This window comes from Corynebacterium sphenisci DSM 44792 (genome assembly GCF_001941505.1).
Taxonomy (GTDB): Bacteria; Actinomycetota; Actinomycetes; order Mycobacteriales; family Mycobacteriaceae; genus Corynebacterium; species Corynebacterium sphenisci.
Genome location: NZ_CP009248.1, coordinates 78,931 through 95,637, shown reverse-complemented (window position 1 = coordinate 95,637; position 16,707 = coordinate 78,931). Strand labels below are relative to the sequence as shown.

At 74.7% G+C, this 16,707-nt stretch carries 10 protein-coding genes; 6 read left to right on the top strand and 4 right to left on the bottom strand.

The window, feature by feature from the left end; all coding sequences use genetic code 11:
- The first annotated feature begins 18 nt into the window (after positions 1 to 18).
- From CSPHI_RS00365 to CSPHI_RS00355, 3 genes are all read left to right on the top strand, one after another.
- Entirely contained in the window at positions 19 to 1,935 is a 1,917-nt protein-coding gene (locus CSPHI_RS00365; RefSeq protein ID WP_075690998.1) for an arabinofuranosyltransferase, read from the top strand.
- Between the two features lie 85 nt (positions 1,936 to 2,020).
- A complete protein-coding gene (locus CSPHI_RS00360) occupies positions 2,021 to 5,494 on the top strand; it encodes an arabinosyltransferase domain-containing protein (RefSeq protein ID WP_245803320.1) in 3,474 nt (1,157 codons plus the stop codon).
- The gene (locus CSPHI_RS00355) at positions 5,491 to 6,471 is read left to right on the top strand and encodes a TIGR00730 family Rossman fold protein (protein ID WP_075690997.1); all 981 of its coding nucleotides are present in this window, start codon (positions 5,491 to 5,493) and stop codon (positions 6,469 to 6,471) included. Before CSPHI_RS00360 ends, CSPHI_RS00355 begins: the two co-directional genes overlap by 4 nt.
- 46 nt (positions 6,472 to 6,517) lie before the next feature.
- Here the strand turns inward: CSPHI_RS00355 and CSPHI_RS12205 are convergent, their stop codons facing one another.
- A complete protein-coding gene (locus CSPHI_RS12205; protein WP_075690996.1) occupies positions 6,518 to 7,774 on the bottom strand; it encodes a glycoside hydrolase family 25 protein in 1,257 nt (418 codons plus the stop codon).
- Positions 7,775 to 7,883: 109 nt separating this feature from the next.
- On the opposite strand from CSPHI_RS12205, the gene CSPHI_RS00345 reads away from it, so the two are divergent.
- Positions 7,884 to 9,878: a M13 family metallopeptidase gene (locus CSPHI_RS00345; protein WP_075690995.1), complete on the top strand. Its 1,995-nt coding sequence runs from the start codon at positions 7,884 to 7,886 to the stop codon at positions 9,876 to 9,878.
- Positions 9,879 to 9,881: 3 nt separating this feature from the next.
- A complete protein-coding gene (locus CSPHI_RS00340; RefSeq protein WP_075690994.1) occupies positions 9,882 to 10,970 on the top strand; it encodes an isocitrate/isopropylmalate family dehydrogenase in 1,089 nt (362 codons plus the stop codon).
- A gap of 60 nt (positions 10,971 to 11,030) precedes the next feature.
- On the opposite strand, the gene CSPHI_RS00335 is transcribed toward CSPHI_RS00340, so the two are convergent.
- The 3 genes from CSPHI_RS00335 to CSPHI_RS00325 all read right to left on the bottom strand — a co-directional run bounded on the left by CSPHI_RS00335 (position 11,031) and on the right by CSPHI_RS00325 (position 14,407).
- Positions 11,031 to 12,761 (bottom strand): ATP-binding protein, encoded by a 1,731-nt coding sequence (locus CSPHI_RS00335; protein ID WP_075690993.1) that lies wholly within the window; start codon positions 12,759 to 12,761, stop codon positions 11,031 to 11,033.
- A 507-nt stretch (positions 12,762 to 13,268) separates the two neighbouring features.
- Positions 13,269 to 14,105, bottom strand: coding sequence for a VOC family protein (locus tag CSPHI_RS00330; protein ID WP_075690992.1), 837 nt, complete (start codon positions 14,103 to 14,105; stop codon positions 13,269 to 13,271).
- Positions 14,105 to 14,407, bottom strand: a complete 303-nt coding sequence (locus CSPHI_RS00325; RefSeq protein WP_075690991.1) for an RNA-binding S4 domain-containing protein — start codon at positions 14,405 to 14,407, stop codon at positions 14,105 to 14,107. Before CSPHI_RS00325 ends, CSPHI_RS00330 begins: the two co-directional genes overlap by 1 nt.
- Positions 14,408 to 14,531: 124 nt before the next feature.
- Between CSPHI_RS00325 and CSPHI_RS00320 the strand changes: the two genes are divergently transcribed.
- The gene (locus CSPHI_RS00320; protein ID WP_075690990.1) at positions 14,532 to 16,691 is read left to right on the top strand and encodes a catalase; all 2,160 of its coding nucleotides are present in this window, start codon (positions 14,532 to 14,534) and stop codon (positions 16,689 to 16,691) included.
- Positions 16,692 to 16,707 lie beyond the last annotated feature (16 nt).

Genomic DNA, 16,707 nt, shown 5'->3' with positions numbered 1-16,707 from the left:
CGCCGCCCCCGGACGCCGATGAACGCCGCCCGCCCACCCGCGCCGCTGTCGCGCACCCTGGCCGCGATCCCCGCGGCCGCCGCCGGCGGGGCGGTGGCCGCCCTGGCCGCCTGGCTGGTGCTGCACGCGATGAGCCTGCCCGCCTTCGGCGGCTCCCCGATGACCCGGGCCCTGGCCACCGCCGCGGTGACCGTGGTGCTCGCCGCCACCGCGGCGGCGCTGCTCGCCGCGCACCTGCGCCCCGCCATGGGCCGGGCCGGCCGCGCCGCCGTCGCCCTGGTCACCCACCTCGCCCCCGCCGGGCTGGTGGTGGCGGTGCTGGGCATCCCGCTGGCCTCGACCCGGCTCTACCTGGACGGGGTGAGCGTGGACCAGGGCTTCCGCACCGAGTACCTCACCCGGATGGCCGCCGAACCGGGCTTGCGCGACATGTCCTACATCGACGTGCCGCCGTTCTACCCGGCCGGCTGGTTCCGGCTCGGCGGCTGGTTCGCCCGGGCGGCGGGCCTGCCCGGCTGGGCGGCCTTCCAGCCCTGGGCGCTGATCACCTTCGCCGCCGCCGGCTGCCTGCTGGTGCCGGTGTGGCGCCGGCTCACCGGCTCGCTCGCCCTGGGCGCCGCGATCGCGCTGAGCACCACCGCGGTGGCGCTCACCGTCGCCGCGGAGGAGCCCTACGCCGCGGTGGTGGCGATGGGCGCCCCGGCCGCGGCGGTGCTCGCCCGGCGCGCCGCCTACGGCGGCCGCGCCGCCGCGGTCGCCCTGACGCTCTTCCTGGGCGCCTCGGCGACCTTCTACACCCTGCACACCGCGGTCGCCGCCCTGGTCGCCGTGCTCGCCGCGGCCGGTGCCGCGATCCGGCTGCGCCGGGTCGCCCCGCTGCTGCGGCTGGCCGGGATCGGGGCCGGGTCCCTGCTCATCGCGGCGAGCGTGTGGGCACCGTACGTGCTGGCCCGGCTGGGCGGGGCCCCGGCCTCCGGGGCCACCGCCGCGCACTACCTGCCCGAGGACGGGGCCCAGCTGCCGCTGCCGATGCTCTCCGCCGGGGTGCTCGGCCTGCTCTGCCTGGCCGGGGTGGCGTGGCTGGTGCTGCGCGCCGCCGAGCCGACCGCCCGGGCGCTGGCCCTGGCGACGCTCACCCTCTACGGCTGGGCCCTGGCCTCGATGCTGGCCACCCTCACCGGCCGCACCCTGCTGGGCTTCCGGATCGCCGCCCCGATCACCATCACCCTGGCCACCGCGGGGGTGCTCGGCATCGCCGCGGCCCTGTCCCGGCTGCCCCGCGACACGCCAGCGGGGGCGGGGGAATCCCCCCGTCCGGGCGCCCCCGCGCCGCGGCGCCGGCGCACCCGGGTCGCGACCCTGGTCACCGTGCTCGCGCTGGCCTGCGCGGTGGCCCACGCCCAGTCCATCCCCGCCCGGCTGCATGGGCCGATCGACCTGGCGCACACCGACACCGACGGCTCCGGGCGGCGCGCGGACCGCTTCGCCCCGGACGCCGGGGCGCATTACCCGGAGCTGGATCGGGTGCTCCGGGAGGCGGGCCTGGACCCGGCGGAGTCGGTGCTGCTCACCGATGAGCGCAATTTCCTGGCCTTCTACCCCTGGTACTCCTTCCAGGCGATGACCAGCCACTACGCCAATCCGCTGGGCGAATTCGACAAGCGCAACGCCGCCATCGAGTCCTGGACCGGGCTCTCGGATCCGGGGGAGTTCGCCGCGGCGCTGGACCGCTCCGGCTGGCGCGGCCCGGATGCGCTGATCCTGCGCGGGGACCTCTCCGACCCGGAGGCGCCGCTCACCCTGGACCTGGCCGAGGACATCTACCCGAACAACCCGAACGTGCTCTTCCGGGGCGTCGCCTTCGACCGGGGCGCCTTCGCCGAGGGCTGGTCGGCCACCCAGGTGGGGCCCTTCGCGGTGCTGGTGCGGCGCTGAGCCCGCCGCCGGCCGGGGGCGGCGCCGGGCATTCGGGCAAAACCATCGGCGCCGGCGCACCCCCGGTGCCGTAGACTCGCCTGATGTGATTGCCGACGAACCCAACCCCCAGGAACCCCCGTCGCCATCCGACGCCCAGCCCGCGGCCCCCGGCCGCGACCCCCGGGTGGAGCGGGAGGTGATCGCCCAGGAGACCGTGCAGCTGGAGTCCGTGGAGCGGCCCCCCATGGACGGTCCCCGGCCGGGTGCGGCGGTGCGCCGCACCGCCATCCTGGGTGGGCTGCTCGGCTTCCTGCTCTTCCTCACCGTGCCCTTCCTGCCGGTGAACCAGACCCAGACCTCGCTGAGCTGGCCGCAGGGGGGCAGCCTGAACTCGGTGACCGCGCCGCTGATGGCGCAGGCGCCGGCGGAACTGGAGCTCACCGTGCCGGTGGGCCTGGCCGAGGACCTGCCCGAGGGGCGCACCGTGGTGCTGGGCACCCTGCCCCCGGGGGCGCCGAAGGCCACCGAGGAGGGTCTGCAGATCCGGCGCACCGAGAACTCCCTGGACGTGATCGTCCGGGACCGGGTGCTGCTCTCCCTGGACGAGGCGGCCTACGCGGCGAACCGGGACCGGGTGATCACCCTGCGCTCCGATGCCGGGCGCACCACCGCGGAGGTGCCCGGGGCGGTGGACAAGGAGGGCAGGCCGCTGCGCGGCACCCTGGTCGGCGACGCCCGCCCCCAGGTCACGGGGGTGTACACCGCGCTGAACCCGCGCGATGACGCCGCCGGGGCGGTGGCCGCGGGCCTGGCCGTGGACATCGAGATCGACTCCCGGTTCACCTCCTCGCCGACGCCGCTGAAGCTCGCCGCGATGCTCGCCGGCCTGGCGCTCACTGCCGCGGCGCTGTTCGCGCTGTCCCGGGTGGACCGGGTGGACGGGGCGGATCGGCTGCGCTGGTTCCCGCGCGGGGCCTGGCGGCCCCGGCCCCTGGACGGGGTCGTCGTGGGCACCCTGCTGCTCTGGCACGTGATGGGGGCGAACACCTCCGACGACGGCTACATCTTCACCATGGCCCGGGTCTCCCACGAGTCCGGCTACATGGCCAACTACTACCGCTGGTTCGGGGCCCCGGAATCGCCCTTCGGCTGGCCCTTCTACGACATCCTGGCGCTGATGGCCCGGGTGTCCACCGCCTCGCTGTGGATGCGGCTGCCCGCGCTGCTGGCCGGGCTGACCATCTGGTTCGCGCTGTCCCGGCTGATCATCCCGCGGCTGGGCGCGGGCATCGCCTCCCGGCGGGTGGCGTACTGGTCGGCGGCCGGGGTGCTGCTGGCCTTCTGGCTGCCCTACAACAACGGGCTGCGCCCGGAGCCGGTGATCGCCTGCGGCGCCCTGCTCACCTGGGTGTTCTTCGAGCGCGCGATCCGCACCCGGCGGCTGCTGCCCGCCGCCTTCGGCGTGATCATCGCCACCCTGTCCCTGGGCTCCGGGCCCACCGGGCTGATGGCGGTGGCCGCGATCCTCGGCGGGCTGCCGGCGCTGATCCGGATCGTGGTGGAGCGGCACCGGGTGCTCGGCGGGGGCTGGCGCGCCCCGGCGATGCAGATCGCGCCCTTCCTCGCCGCGGGCACCGCCATCCTGGTCGGCGTCTTCGGCGACCAGACCCTGGCCTCGGTGCTGGAGGCGGTGCGCGCGCGCAGCGCGGTGGGCCCCTCCCTGCACTGGTACGAGGAGCCGATCCGCTGGTACTGGCTGCTGCTGCAGTCCGTCGACGGGTCCATGACCCGCCGTTTCCCGGTGGTCGTGGCCCTGGTCTGCCTGGCCATCACGGTGGCGGCGCTGCTGCGGCACCGCACCGTGCCCGGGGCGCTGGCCGCCCCGGCCACCCGGCTGGTGTTCATGTTCGTCGGCACCGTGTTCTTCATGACCTTCACGCCGACGAAGTGGACCCACCATTTCGGGGTCTACGCCGGTATCGGCGCCGCTCTGGCCGCCCTGGCGGCGATGGCGATCAGCCACTGGGCGGTGGGCTCGCGGCGCAACCAGGTGCTCTTCGCCGGGTTCATGATCTTCGTGCTGGCCTACTCCCTCACCGGGATCAACGGCTGGTGGTACGTCGGCGCCTACGGGGTGCCCTGGTTCGACAAGACCGTGCAGTACCACGGCCACGAGGCCAATTCGGTGGTGCTGCTGATCGCCCTGGTCGTGATCGCGATCGGCGCCTCGCTGAGCTTCGTCGACGAGTACCGGGGCCGGCGCAGGCCCTCCAGCGCGGCGAAGCGGCTGCGCCTGGGCGCCATCGCCGCCTCCCCGATCGTGGTGGGCACCTTCATCATCGTCGCCTTCTCGGTGGCCTCCCTGGCCAAGGGGGCGGTGAGCCAGTACCCGGCGTACTCCCTGGCCATGGGCAATCTGCGGGCGCTCACCGGCTCCAGCTGCGCCCTCGCCGAGGACATCCTGATGGAGACCAACCCGAACCGGGACTTCCTGCGCCCGGTGCGCGGCCCCCTGGCGGAGTCGCTCTCCGCCGGGGAGACCGATCGCGGCTTCGACCCCAACGGGCTGCCCTCGGACATGACCGCGGAGCCGGAGTGGGTCGACGACGGCACCGCGAACACCGACGTCGACGAGCTCGCGGACAACAACCTGGCGGTGGGCCAGTCCGCGGGCACCGGCGGCGGGTTCTCCCGCGACGCCGGGGTGAACGGCTCCCGGGCCCGGCTGCCCTTCGGGCTGCGCGCCTCGACGGTGCCGGTGCTGGGCTCCTACAGCAAGGAGGTGCAGGTGCCGGCGCGGCTGCAGACCACCTGGTACGAGCTGCCCGCCGCCGATGAGCGCACCCCGCTGCTGGTGGTCACCGCCGCCGGCCGGATCGCGCACGCCGACTTCAACGGGGTGCGCCAGCCCGGCGCCCGGCTGGTGCTGGAGTTCGCCCGGCCCGGCGCCGGCGAGGGCGGCTGGGAGAGCCTCGGCGTCCTGGAGCCGATGGACATCGGTCCGAAGCCGTCCTGGCGCAATCTGCGGCTGCCCATGGACCGGGTGCCGGAGGGCGCCACCGCGGTGCGGCTGGTCGCCGAGGACCTCAACCTGGCGAAGGACCAGTGGCTGGCGGTGACCCCGCCGCGGGTGCCGGAGCTGGCCCCGATGACGGAGGTCATCGACCGGGACACGCCGACCCTGCCGGACTGGGCGGTGGCCTTCCAGTTCCCCTGCCAGCGGCCCTTCGATCACCGCGGCGGGGTGGCGGAGAACCCCGCCTACCGGATCATGCCGGACCGCCCGCTGAAGATCTCCTCCACGGACACCTGGCAGGCCGCCGGCGGCGGCGGGGTGCTGGGCATGACCGACGCGGTCAACGACGCGGTGGCGGTGCCCGCCTACGAGAAGGACGACTGGGCCCGGGACTGGGGTTCGGTGGAGCGGCTCACCCCCCGCACCAATGACGGGGTGGCCCCGGATCCGGCCCGGATCGACTCCCGGGTGGAGCGCCGCTCCGGGCTGTGGTCCCCGGGCAAGATGATCGTCGACGATGACGGGCACACCGACAACCCGGTGATCCTGGAGCGGCCGTGACCGGACGGCCCCCGATCCGGGTGGTCGCCGCGGTGATCCGCCGCGGCGACGGCCGGGTGCTCACCGTGCGCAAACGCGGCACCGGGCGGTTCATGCTGCCCGGGGGCAAACCCGAGCCCGGGGAGTCCCCGGAGGCGACCTGCGTGCGCGAGATCGCCGAGGAGCTCGGCGCGGAGCTGGATCCGGCGCTGCTGGAGGATTTCGGCGTCGCCGAGGACGCCGCCGCCAATGAGCCGGGCCGGCGGGTGCAGGGCATCCACCTGCGCTACGCCGGGGAGGCGCCCGCGGTCGCCCCGCGGGCGGAGATCGCCGAGCTGCGCTGGGTGGATCCGATGGCGCCCACCGGGTCCCTGGCGCCGATGCTGGTGAACCACACCCTGCCCCGGCTGCGCGGGGGCGCCCCGGCGCGGACCGTCTCCGCGGTGACCGTCTTCGCCGGCTCCGCCGAGGGCGCCGATCCGGCGTGGGCGGAGGCCGCCGGGCGGCTCGGCGCGGTGCTCGCCGCGGAGCGGGTGCGGCTGGTCTACGGCGGGGCCTCGGTGGGGCTGATGGGCCGGGTCGCCGACGCCACCCTGGCCGGCGGCGGGGAGGTCGTCGGGGTGATGCCCGGGCTGCTGCTGGACCGGGAGCTGGGCCATCCGGGGCTGACCCGCTTCGAGCGGGTGGGCACGATGCCGGAGCGCAAGGAGCGGATGTACGCCCTCGGCGACGCCTTCGTGGCGCTGCCCGGCGGGGCGGGCACCCTGGAGGAGTTCTTCGAGGTGTGGACCCGGCAGCATCTGGGCATCCACGACCGCCCGGTGGCCCTGGTCGGCCCGGGCGGGTTCTGGGAGCCGCTGCTGGCGATGCTGCGCTCCCTGGCCGCGGCGGGCATGATCCGCCGCCGGCACGTGGACTCGCTGATCCACGTCGCGGATCCGGCGGAGCTGCTGCCGGCGCTGGCGCGCTGGCGGGCGCCGGGGCCGAAATGGGGCTGAGCGGGCGCGCCCCGCGGCCTTCCCCAGCCGCGGGACTCCGCCGCGGCTAGCGGGTGGCGCGCAGCAGCGCCGCGATCAGATCGGAGAGGGTGACCGCGGTGTCGTCGGCGGCGGCGGCCATCTCCCGCAGGGTGCCGGCGAGCGCCTCCAGATCGGCCGGCGCCGGGGCGGTGCGGGCCAGCGGGATCGCGCGGGTGGAGTCCGGCGCAGCCGCGTCCGCGTCCGCGTCGGCGGCGTCCGCGTCCGCGCCGGAGGAGCCGGCGAGCAGCTCGAGCACCGCGATGAGGAAGGCGGCCTGGTCCTCGGTGAGGCCCCCGTCGGCGGCGCGGCGCACCGCGTCGGCGATCTCGGCCGGGTCCAGCTCCCCGGCGGCGATCGCCTCGGCGATGGCCTCGAGCAGCCCGGCGGGCACCGGGTCGGCGCCGTCCACCGCGCCCGGGGCCGGTGCCGGGGTTCGCGTCCCGGGGGCGTCCCCCGCGGCATCGGGGGCCGGTTCGGCGTCGGCATCGGTGATCGGCGCATCGGTGCGCGGCGCGGGCGCGGCGATCTCGCCGCGGGCCCAGGCGCGCAGCGCCGCCTCATCGCCGTTGAAGGTGTTCAGGTCCACCGGGGTGACCACCCCGTCGACCCTCCCGGAGCCGGAGGTCTGCCATACCGTGATCCGCTCCCAGCCGCCGGGCAGGGCGGTCGGCGCGGTGCGCTGGTAGGCGGCCAGCCACAGCGGGTGGTCCCGGAAGGCCTCGGTGCCGGCCATCTCCACGTCCCAGAACCAGCGGAAGGTGTAGATCATCGGGGTGCGCCCGGTGCGCTCGGCGACCCGGTCCAGGAACTCCCGGGCCCAGGCGGCGATCTGCGCCGGGGAGCGGCCGTCGGTGTACTCCAGGTCGAGCACCGGCGGCAGCGTGGCCGCGCCGGCGGGCTGCTCGGCCAGGGCGGCGACGAACTCGTCGGCCTGGGCGCGGGCGGGTTTGCCGGGCCGGCCCATGTGGTAGGCGCCGATCACCAGGCCGGCGGCGTGGGCCTTGGCGGAGTCGGAGGCGAAATGCGGGGAGGCGCCGCTGTTGCCGTCGGTGGCCTTGATGATGGCGAAGCTGCGCCCGTCGGCGGCGACCTTCGCCCAGTCGATGGATCCCGGGGAGGGGTGCTGCCATTTGGACACGTCCACGCCGCGCGCGGAGGCCGCGTCGAAGGCCAGCGCCGGGGCGGGCGCGGCCAGGGGCAGCGCCACCGCGATCGCGGCGGCCAGGGCGGCGCCGGCGACACGGCGGGTCGGGCGGGGGGAGCGGGCGGGATTCGGGGCCATGGTGGGCAATATTAGCCTCAACTTTCACATTCGTCACACCAGCCCCACTCGACGCACCCGACCTCGGCGGGGGCGGTCCCGGGGGCACCCGCCCGCCTACACTGGCCCCATGACCAACCCCACCTCGGAGACCCCGACGGACGCCCCCGCCCAGTCCACCCCGCCCACCCCGGCGCAGGACCTCTACCGCCACGTCAACGGCGAGTGGATCGACCACCACGTCATCCCCGCGGACCGCTCCGTCGACGGCGCCTTCCACATCCTGCGCGACCGGGCCGAGGCCGATGTGCGCGCCATCGTCGAGGACGCCGACCCGGACTCCCGGGTGGGCCGGCTCTACCGCGGCTTCATGGACGTCGCCGCGGTGGAGGCCGCCGGCGTGGACGCGCTGGCCGAGGACCTCGCCGGAATCGCCGCCGCCGCCGACCACGACGCCCTGGCCGTGGCGCTGGGCCGGCTGGACCGCGCCGGCGTCGGCGGGGCCGCCGCGTTCTGGGTGGAGAAGGACTCCTCCTCCGATCTGGCCCGGCTGCACCTGGTGCAGTCCGGGCTCGGCCTGCCCGACGAGGCCTACTACCGGGAGGAGCGGCACGCCGGCATCCTCGCCGAATACGAGGCGCACCTGGCCCGGATGCTGCGCATCCTCGACGACGCCACCGTCGGCGCCCGCGACTTCACCGGCTCCGACATCGCCGACGCCTTCGACATCGGCGACGCCGCGGCCGCCGCCGGGCGGATCCTCGCCGTGGAGCGCGCCCTGGCCGCCGGGCACTGGGACGTGGTCGCCTCCCGGGACGCGGTCGCCACCTACAACCCCACCGCCATCGCCGACCTGCCCGCCGGCTTCCCCTGGGCGGCGTGGTTCGCGGAGATGGGCGTCACCGCCGAGGCCGGGGACATCATCGTCATGCAGCCCTCCTACCTCGGCCGGGTCGCCCAGGTCTGGTCCGACGCGGACCTGGAGGACCTGCGGCTATGGGCCCTGGCCCGGGTGCTGCGCGCCCGCGCCGCCTACCTGCCCGAGGCCTTCGTGGAGGAGAACTTCGACTTCCACGGCCGCACCCTCGCCGGCGCCGAGGAGCTGCGCCCGCGCTGGAAGCGAGGCGTCGCCTTCGTCGAGGGCGCCGTGGGCCAGGAGGTCGGCCGCGCCTTCGTGGCACGGCATTTCCCGCCCGCGCACAAGGAGCGCATGGACGATCTCGTCGAGCACCTGCTCGCCGCCTACCGGGAGCGGATCGGCGCCCTGGACTGGATGACCGAGGACACCCGGGCCCGCGCCCTGGAGAAGCTCTCCCTGTTCAAGGCCAAGATCGGCTACCCGGCGCGCTGGCGCTCCTACGAGGGCCTGGAGCCGGTCGGCGAGCTCATGGCCGACGTCCGCGCCGCCGCCCGGTTCACCCACGACTACGAGGTGGCCAAGCTGGGCAAGCCCGCCGACCGCGACGAGTGGTTCGCCACCCCGCAGACGGTCAACGCCTTCTACAACCCGGTGGTCAACGACATCACCTTCCCGGCGGCGATCCTGCGCCCGCCCTTCTTCGACCCGGAGGCCGACGACGCCGCCAACTACGGCGCCATCGGCGCGGTGATCGGCCACGAGATCGGCCACGGCTTCGACGACCAGGGCTCCCAGTACGACGGGCACGGCACCCTGCGCCAGTGGTGGACCGACGCCGACCGGGCCGCCTTCGAGGAGCGCACCGCCACCCTGGTCGACCAGTTCGACGGGCTGGTGCCCACCGGGCTGCGCGAGCTCGGCCGCACCGACCAGGGCGTCAACGGCCGGTTCACCCTCGGCGAGAACATCGGCGATCTGGGCGGGCTCGGCATCGCCGTGGTCGCCTACCGCAACCGGCTCGCCGAACTCGGCCTGCCCGATGAGCCGGACGCCTACCGGGACCTCTTCCGGTCCTGGGCGCTGGTCTGGCGCACCGCGATCCGCCCGGAGCTGTCCGCCCAGTACCTGGCGGTGGACCCGCACTCCCCCGCCGAGTTCCGCTGCAACCAGATCGCGCGCAACATCGACGAGTTCCACGCCGCCTTCGGGGTGCGCCCCGGCGACGGCATGTGGCTCGACCCCGCCGAGCGGGTCACCATCTGGTAGCCGATGGCCGCCCGCGAGATCGCCCTGCTGCCCGGGGACGGCATCGGCCCGGAGATCGCCGCCGCGACCGCCCCGGTGCTCGCCGCCGCCTTCCCCGGCTGGCGGCTGCGCGAGGCGGAGATCGGCTGGTCCCGCTGGTGCGCCGAGGGCGATCCGGTGCCCCCGGAGACCTGGGCCGCGCTCGAGGGGGCCGATGCCGCCCTGCTGGTCGCGGTGACCTCCAAACCGGCCCGCGCCGCGGAGGCGGAGCTGGCCCCGCGGCTGCGCGGCCGCGGACTGGTCTACCGCTCCCCGGTGCTGCAGCTGCGCTCCCGGCTGGACCTCTACGCCAACGTCCGGCCCATCGACCTGCCCGACGGCACCCGGTGCACCGTGGTCCGGGAGAACACCGAGGGCCTCTACGGCCATGACCTGGACGCCGCCGCGGTGCGGGAGACCGGGGTGGGCGCGCTCATCGCCGAGGACCCCACGGTGCGCGCCGGCGGCGCCGGGGAGCTGGCCGTGGCGCTGCGGGTGACCACCGGCTTCGGCTGGCGCCGCCTGCTGCGCGCCGCCGCGGCGCAGACCCGCCGGGGCCGGGTCACCGTCGCGGACAAGCCGAACATCCTGCAGGCCTCCGGGGAGATCCTGCACCGGGCCATCGACGAGGTCGCCGCGGAGCACCCGGGGGTCGACTTCGAGCTGGCCAACGTGGACCTGGTGGCGATGCGGATGGTCGCCGACCCCGGGCACTACGACGTGATCGCCGCGGAGAACGTCTTCGGCGACATCCTCTCCGATCTCGGCGCCGGGCTGATGGGCGGGCTCGGCGCGGCCGCCTCGGCGAATATCGGCGACGCGCACGCCGTCTTCGAGCCGGTGCACGGCTCCGCCCCGGACATCGCCGGCCGCGGCATCGCCAACCCGGCGGCCTTCCTGCTCGCCGCGGCGATGTGCGGCGAGCACCTCGGCGAGGCCGGGGCCGCCGCCGCGCTGCGCGCCGCCGTGGCCGCCGCGCTGGCCGACCCGGCCGCGGCCACCCCGGACGCCGGCGGGGCCGGCGACACCGCCGGCTTCGCCGCCGCGGTGCTGGATCGGCTCGACCGGGGCTGAGCCGGCCACCGGCCGCATCGGGGGTTCCGGCCGGCCCCATGCGCCCGCGCCCGGAGACCCTCAGTCCACCGCGACCCAGCGCACCCCGGAACCGCGGGAGGGCCCCTCGGGATCCTTGCGCACGCTGCCCCGCGCCCGCAGGGCCGCCAACAATTCGGAGACCTCCCGCGGATCGGCGCCGGTGGCCTCGACCACCTCCCGGTTCCGGACGTGCCCGTGGGAGAGGATGCGCTCCCGGATCCAGTCCTCGACGGACACGGTCGCGGTGCCGGCCGCGACGGCGTCCCCCAGGGCCCCCCGGGTCCGTGCCGACAGGGTCCACTCGTCCCTCCCCCCGGGCACATCGGCCAGCAGCCCCTCCTCGGTGAAGAAGGCCATCCGCTCCCGGGCCTCCTTCTCGGAGATCTGCGCCTGACGCTGCACCTGCCGGAGGGTGATGAGCGGGGCTTCGGTGAGGTGCCGCAGCACGATGAGCAGATCGACGGATTCGAGGTACTGCTCCCCGAATTCGGCGCCCACCCGGGCCAGCCCCTCGATGAACGGGATATCCGGGGGGCCGGCCGACAAGGTCACCTCCACCCGAAGATCGCCGGCCTCGACCTGCGGCACCGGACGACCGGAGCGGATCATCGCGACCCACATGCGGTCGAATCCGCGGGACTGCTCCTCCACCAACCCCAGCATCCGCATGGCCCGCAGGAGCACGCGGTTCCTGGGCACCGACACCGTCGACAGCAGCCGATCGGCGGCCACCCCCTCGGGAAGACCACCGGGGGAGGTCACCCGGAAGGTCCGGGGCCCCATCTCCACCACGATGGAGGCGTCAAGCGACCAGTCCCGGTGCACGAGGGCGTTGCTCACGACCTCATCCACGGCGACCTCCGGGAAGGCGGGGATCCGCACCTCCTGTCCGCCCCCGAGATCCGCGGTCGCCATGGTCGCGGGCGCGTACCGGGTGATGAGCTCGCGCAGCCGCGGGGCGACCAGGAGCAGGGGGCCACGCAGATCCTCGGATCGCGGCGGTCCACCGGGGATGGCGATGTACTGGAAGCGCACGGGCTCGGCACCGCGGGCCCCCTGGCCGAAGAGGATGTCCGCCGCCCGCAGCGGCCGCCCGCCCTCATCGACCAGGCCGAGTTCGCGGAGCAGGCCGGTGTCCGTCTCCGGGATGGCGTCATGGCGCCCACCGGCCCTGCGCACCGCGGCCAGCAGGCGGCGGGCCTCGGCCATGGCGACCGGATCGAAATCCCCGGTATCCGCATCACTGCGCCGCGCCGTCCAGTCGGGGTTCCCCCGATCCAGGGTGAGCCGGCTGCGCTGCTCCTCGGTCATCGGCGTGCAGCCGGCGCCCACCCGCCAGGTGGCCGCGCCATCCGTGCCGGTGTAGAGGGCGAGCCCCTCGGGGATCCGGGTCACCAGCAGGCGGACGCCGCGGTACTCGTGCTCCCGGGTCTCCACGCGCAGATTGGGTCGGGAGTTGTTGAAGACCTTCTTGTCGATGTCCTCGGGGTCCATCGCGGTACCCGTGAACGCCTCCGCACCGGAGAGCTTGTCGGCGACGCCGAGCACCACGTGGGCCTCACCATCGGAGCCGTTGGCGAAGCAGATGCATTCCCTGGTGAGCACCCTGAACACCTTGTCCTCCGGTTTGCGCGGGGGCTTCGGCCCATGCGCGGCCATGGCCGGATCCTCCTTGAAGTCGAGGACGCTCGTCTCCAGGGCGGCGCCGCGGGTCCCCTGCCAGATCGCGTCCAGCGCGTCGCGGATATGCCGGGGCATGTCAGTGGCCATGGCCCCAGCGTCCCGCATCACCATCGGTTTCCGCAAGGTTCTTGCGGAAACTTCTCGGAAACTTGTTTCCGCCACAGGTGGGGAGCACCTACCGAGGCAGCAACGAAACCACAGGTCAGAGACTTTTTTCCGGTTGCGCGAGTTTCCGGGAGTTTCCGGAAAACCCGGACTCCGGGCCCCACACGCCGGCGACACCATCGCACCGGACCCGTGTCACGGCCGTCTCCGCAGGTCACATCCTCATCCGGGAATTTCCCGTGAGTTTCCGCGAAAACTCTCCGGAAACTCGGTGCCTCCCGCATCCCGGGCGCCGGACCCATGGCGCGGCCGTCTCCGCAGGTCACATGGGTATTCGGGGGGTTTCCGGGAGTTTCCGGGAATCCCGGGGCCGGCATCCGGGGCGGACCCCGTCATCCACGGCGTTCCCGCAGGTCACGGTCCCGTATGGTGCTTTCCGGGGGTTTTCCGGGGTTTTCGGAAAACCCCGGGGCGGCCGCACCCGGCGCGCTACTCGAAGGGCGAGATGTCGAAGCCCTCCAGCGGATCGGACTCGCGGATGTCCTCCTCCGGCGGGGGCGGCACCTCGCAGAGCACCGTGGTCGCCCCGGCCGGGTCCACGATGGTGGCCAGGGGGCCGAACTCGGTGGCCTGCGGGGGCACCGCCACCTGCCCGCCGAGCTCCCCGGTGCGCGCCACCGCGGCGTCGATGTCGGCGACCCCGAGATAGGCCAGCCACCCGGACCAGCGCCCGGCGCCGTCCGCCGGGTCCCCCTCGGCGCCGAGCCCGTCGGCGGCGATCCCGGCGAAGGCGGCGCCGTCGGCCATCGCCACCGCGTAGCCCACCCCGCCGTCGGCGCGGTGCGCCACGGAGATCTCCCAGCCGAGCAGCTCATGGTAGAACTCGGCGGCCTCGTCCACGCCGGCGCCGGTGACCAGCTCGAACCACACCGGGGCGCCGGGTTCCCCGGCGGCGAAGAAGGCCCGCTCCCCGGGCTGGCGGAGCAGCCCCACCAGGGCCCCGAAGGGATCGGCGACGACGGCCATCACGGAGCCGTCGGCGAGCTCGGTCGGCTCCAGGGCCACCTCGGCGCCGAGCTCCCGGGCCCGGCCGGCGACCGCGGGCACGTCCTCCACGTGGAAGCACACCCGCCACCGGTCCATCCCGGCGTCGGCGAAGAGCGCGGAAATCGGCATGCCCTGCAGGGTGGCCATCCGGCGGCCCTCGCCGGCGTCGGCGAAGGACCAGCCGAGCAGGTCCCGGTAGAAGCGCTCGGAGCGGCGGGCGGCGGTGGTGAGCAGGTCCACGCGCACGGGCATGCCGTCGCCGGCGAGGAAGGCGGGCATTACAGGTTCCTCCACTTCTCGGGGTCGAAGCCGTCGTCCGCGGTGGCCTCGTCGAAGTAATCGTCCTCCCCCTCGGCGGCGGCGCCGGGGCCGGCGACCCGGGCGGCGGCCCCGCCGAGGCCGACCACGTCGCCCACCCGCAGCACCCGGCCGCGGCGGCGGTCCGGCTCCCCGTTGACGGTCACCGCCCCCTCGGCGATGAGGGACTTCGCCAGGCCGCCGGTGTCGACGAGCCCGGCGAGCTTGATGAACTGGCCGAGCCGGATGGTCTCGTCGCGGATGGCGACGTCGATGGGTTCCATGCCGACCAGTGTCCCATACCGGGCCGCGCGCCCGGCGGGGGCGGCCGGGGCGCCGGTACACTCGGTTCAAGGTGTTCACCCAGCCCGGTGCGCACCACCAGCCAAGAGAACACGGAGGTTCCCCATGACCGACTCACCCTCGAACGAGCTGCCCAACGACCACGTGCCCGGCGACCCGGCCCCCGGCGGGGCCCCGGCCTACGATCAGCCCACCGAGCCCCGCGAGCCCGCCGAGGCGAACCCGGACCAGGCCGGCCCCGCGGCGGCCTCCCCCACCGGGGGGCACTGCCCGCATGCCGCCGCCGGCGACGCGGCGCATTCCCGCGCCCAGCGCGGCGCCTACCTGACCACCGCCCAGGGGGTGCGCCAGGCGGAGACGGATCATTCCCTGCGCGCCGGGGCGCGCGGCCCGATCCTGCTGCAGGATCAGCACCTGCGGGAGAAGCTGCAGCACTTCGACCGGGAGCGGATCCCGGAGCGGGTGGTGCACGCCCGCGGCGCCGGGGCCCATGGCGTGTTCACCGCCAACGGCCGGGCCGCGAAGCTCACCCGGGCGGCCTTCCTCAAGGAGGGCGCGGAGACCCCGGTGTTCGTGCGCTTCTCCACGGTGGTGGGCTCCCGCGGGTCCATCGACACCGCCCGGGACACCCGCGGCTTCGCCACGAAGTTCTACACCGCGGAGGGCAACTACGACCTGGTCGGGATCAACATGCCCGTGTTCTTCATCCAGGACGGGATCAAGTTCCCCGACGTGGTGCACTCGGTGAAACCGCATATGGACCGGGAGCTGCCGCAGGCGCAGTCCGCGCACGACACCTTCTGGGACTTCGTGTCCCTGCACACCGAGGCGACCTTCCACACCATGTGGAACATGACCGACCGGGGCATCCCGCGCTCCTACCGGATGCTGGAGGGCTTCGGGGTGCACACCTTCCGGCTGGTCAACGAGGCCGGGGAGACCACCCTGGTGAAGTTCCACTGGAAGCCGCGCCTCGGCGTGCACTCCCAGGTGTGGGAGGAGGCGCAGCTCTCCGGCGGCGCGGACCCGGATCTGCACCGCCGGGACCTCGCCGACGCCATCGAGGCCGGCGCCTACCCCGAGTTCGACCTGGGGGTGCAGGTGTTCCCGGACACCCCGGAGGAGACCTTCGAGGGCATCGACCTGCTGGATCCGACGAAGCTGGTGCCCGAGGAGCTCGCCCCGGTGGAGATCATCGGCACCATGCGGCTCACCGCGAACCCGGTGAACTACTTCGCGGAGACCGAGCAGGTGGCCTTCTGCCCCTCCAACCTGGTGCCCGGCATCGAGCCCACCAATGACGCGCTGCTGCAGGCCCGGCTGTTCTCCTACACGGACACGCATATGCACCGCCTGGGCGGGCCGAACTTCACCCAGCTGCCGGTGAACCGCCCGCATGCGGAGGTCAACGACATGCAGCGCGACGGCTTCGGCCAGCAGGCGGTGCACGCCGGCACCTCCGCCTACCACCCGAACTCCATCGACGGGGGCTGCCCCTTCCTCGCCGATCCGGAGGCCGCCGCCGGCTGGCTGGAAGTGCCGCTGCCGGTGGAGGGCGAGAAGACCCGGGCCACGCCGGCGAGCTTCGACGACCACTTCACCCAGCCCCGGCTGCTGTGGAAGTCGCTGCAGCCCGTGGAGCGGGCCCACCTCATCGACGCCTACGCCTTCGAGCTGGGCAAGTGCTGGTCGGAGACGATCCGGCGCCGGGTGGTGGAGCGGGTGCTCGCCCGGATCGACGCCGAACTGGCCGCCGGGGTCGCCGAACGGCTCGGCCTGCCCGCCCCGGAGCCGGTGGCGGATCTGCCGGAGCCGGCGCCCTCCCCGGCGCTGTCCCAGATCGGCGGGGAGCATCCCGTGGACGGCCGGCAGGTGGGCGTGTTCGTCGACGACTCCGTCGACGGGGCCGATCTCGCCGAGGCGATCCGGGCCATCGACGCGGCCGGGATGGTGCCGCTGGTGCTCGCCGCCCGCGGCGGCACCGTGGCCGGGGCGACGGTGAACCGCACCCTGGCCACGGTGCGCTCCATCGAGTTCGACGCCGCGATCCTCGCCGCCGACTCCGCGGACCCGGCCGCCCGGGTGCTGGTCGACGAGATGTTCCGCCACCTCAAGGCGATCGCCCACGTCGGCGCCGGCGCCGAGCTGGTGGCCCGCGCCGCCGAGGCCGACGCCCCCGGGGTGCTCGCCGCGGGCACCCTGGCCGAGGCGGTGGCGGGGCTGACCCCGCTGATCGCCCGGCACCGGGTGTGGGAGCGCGCCTGATCGGCGCCCCGACCCG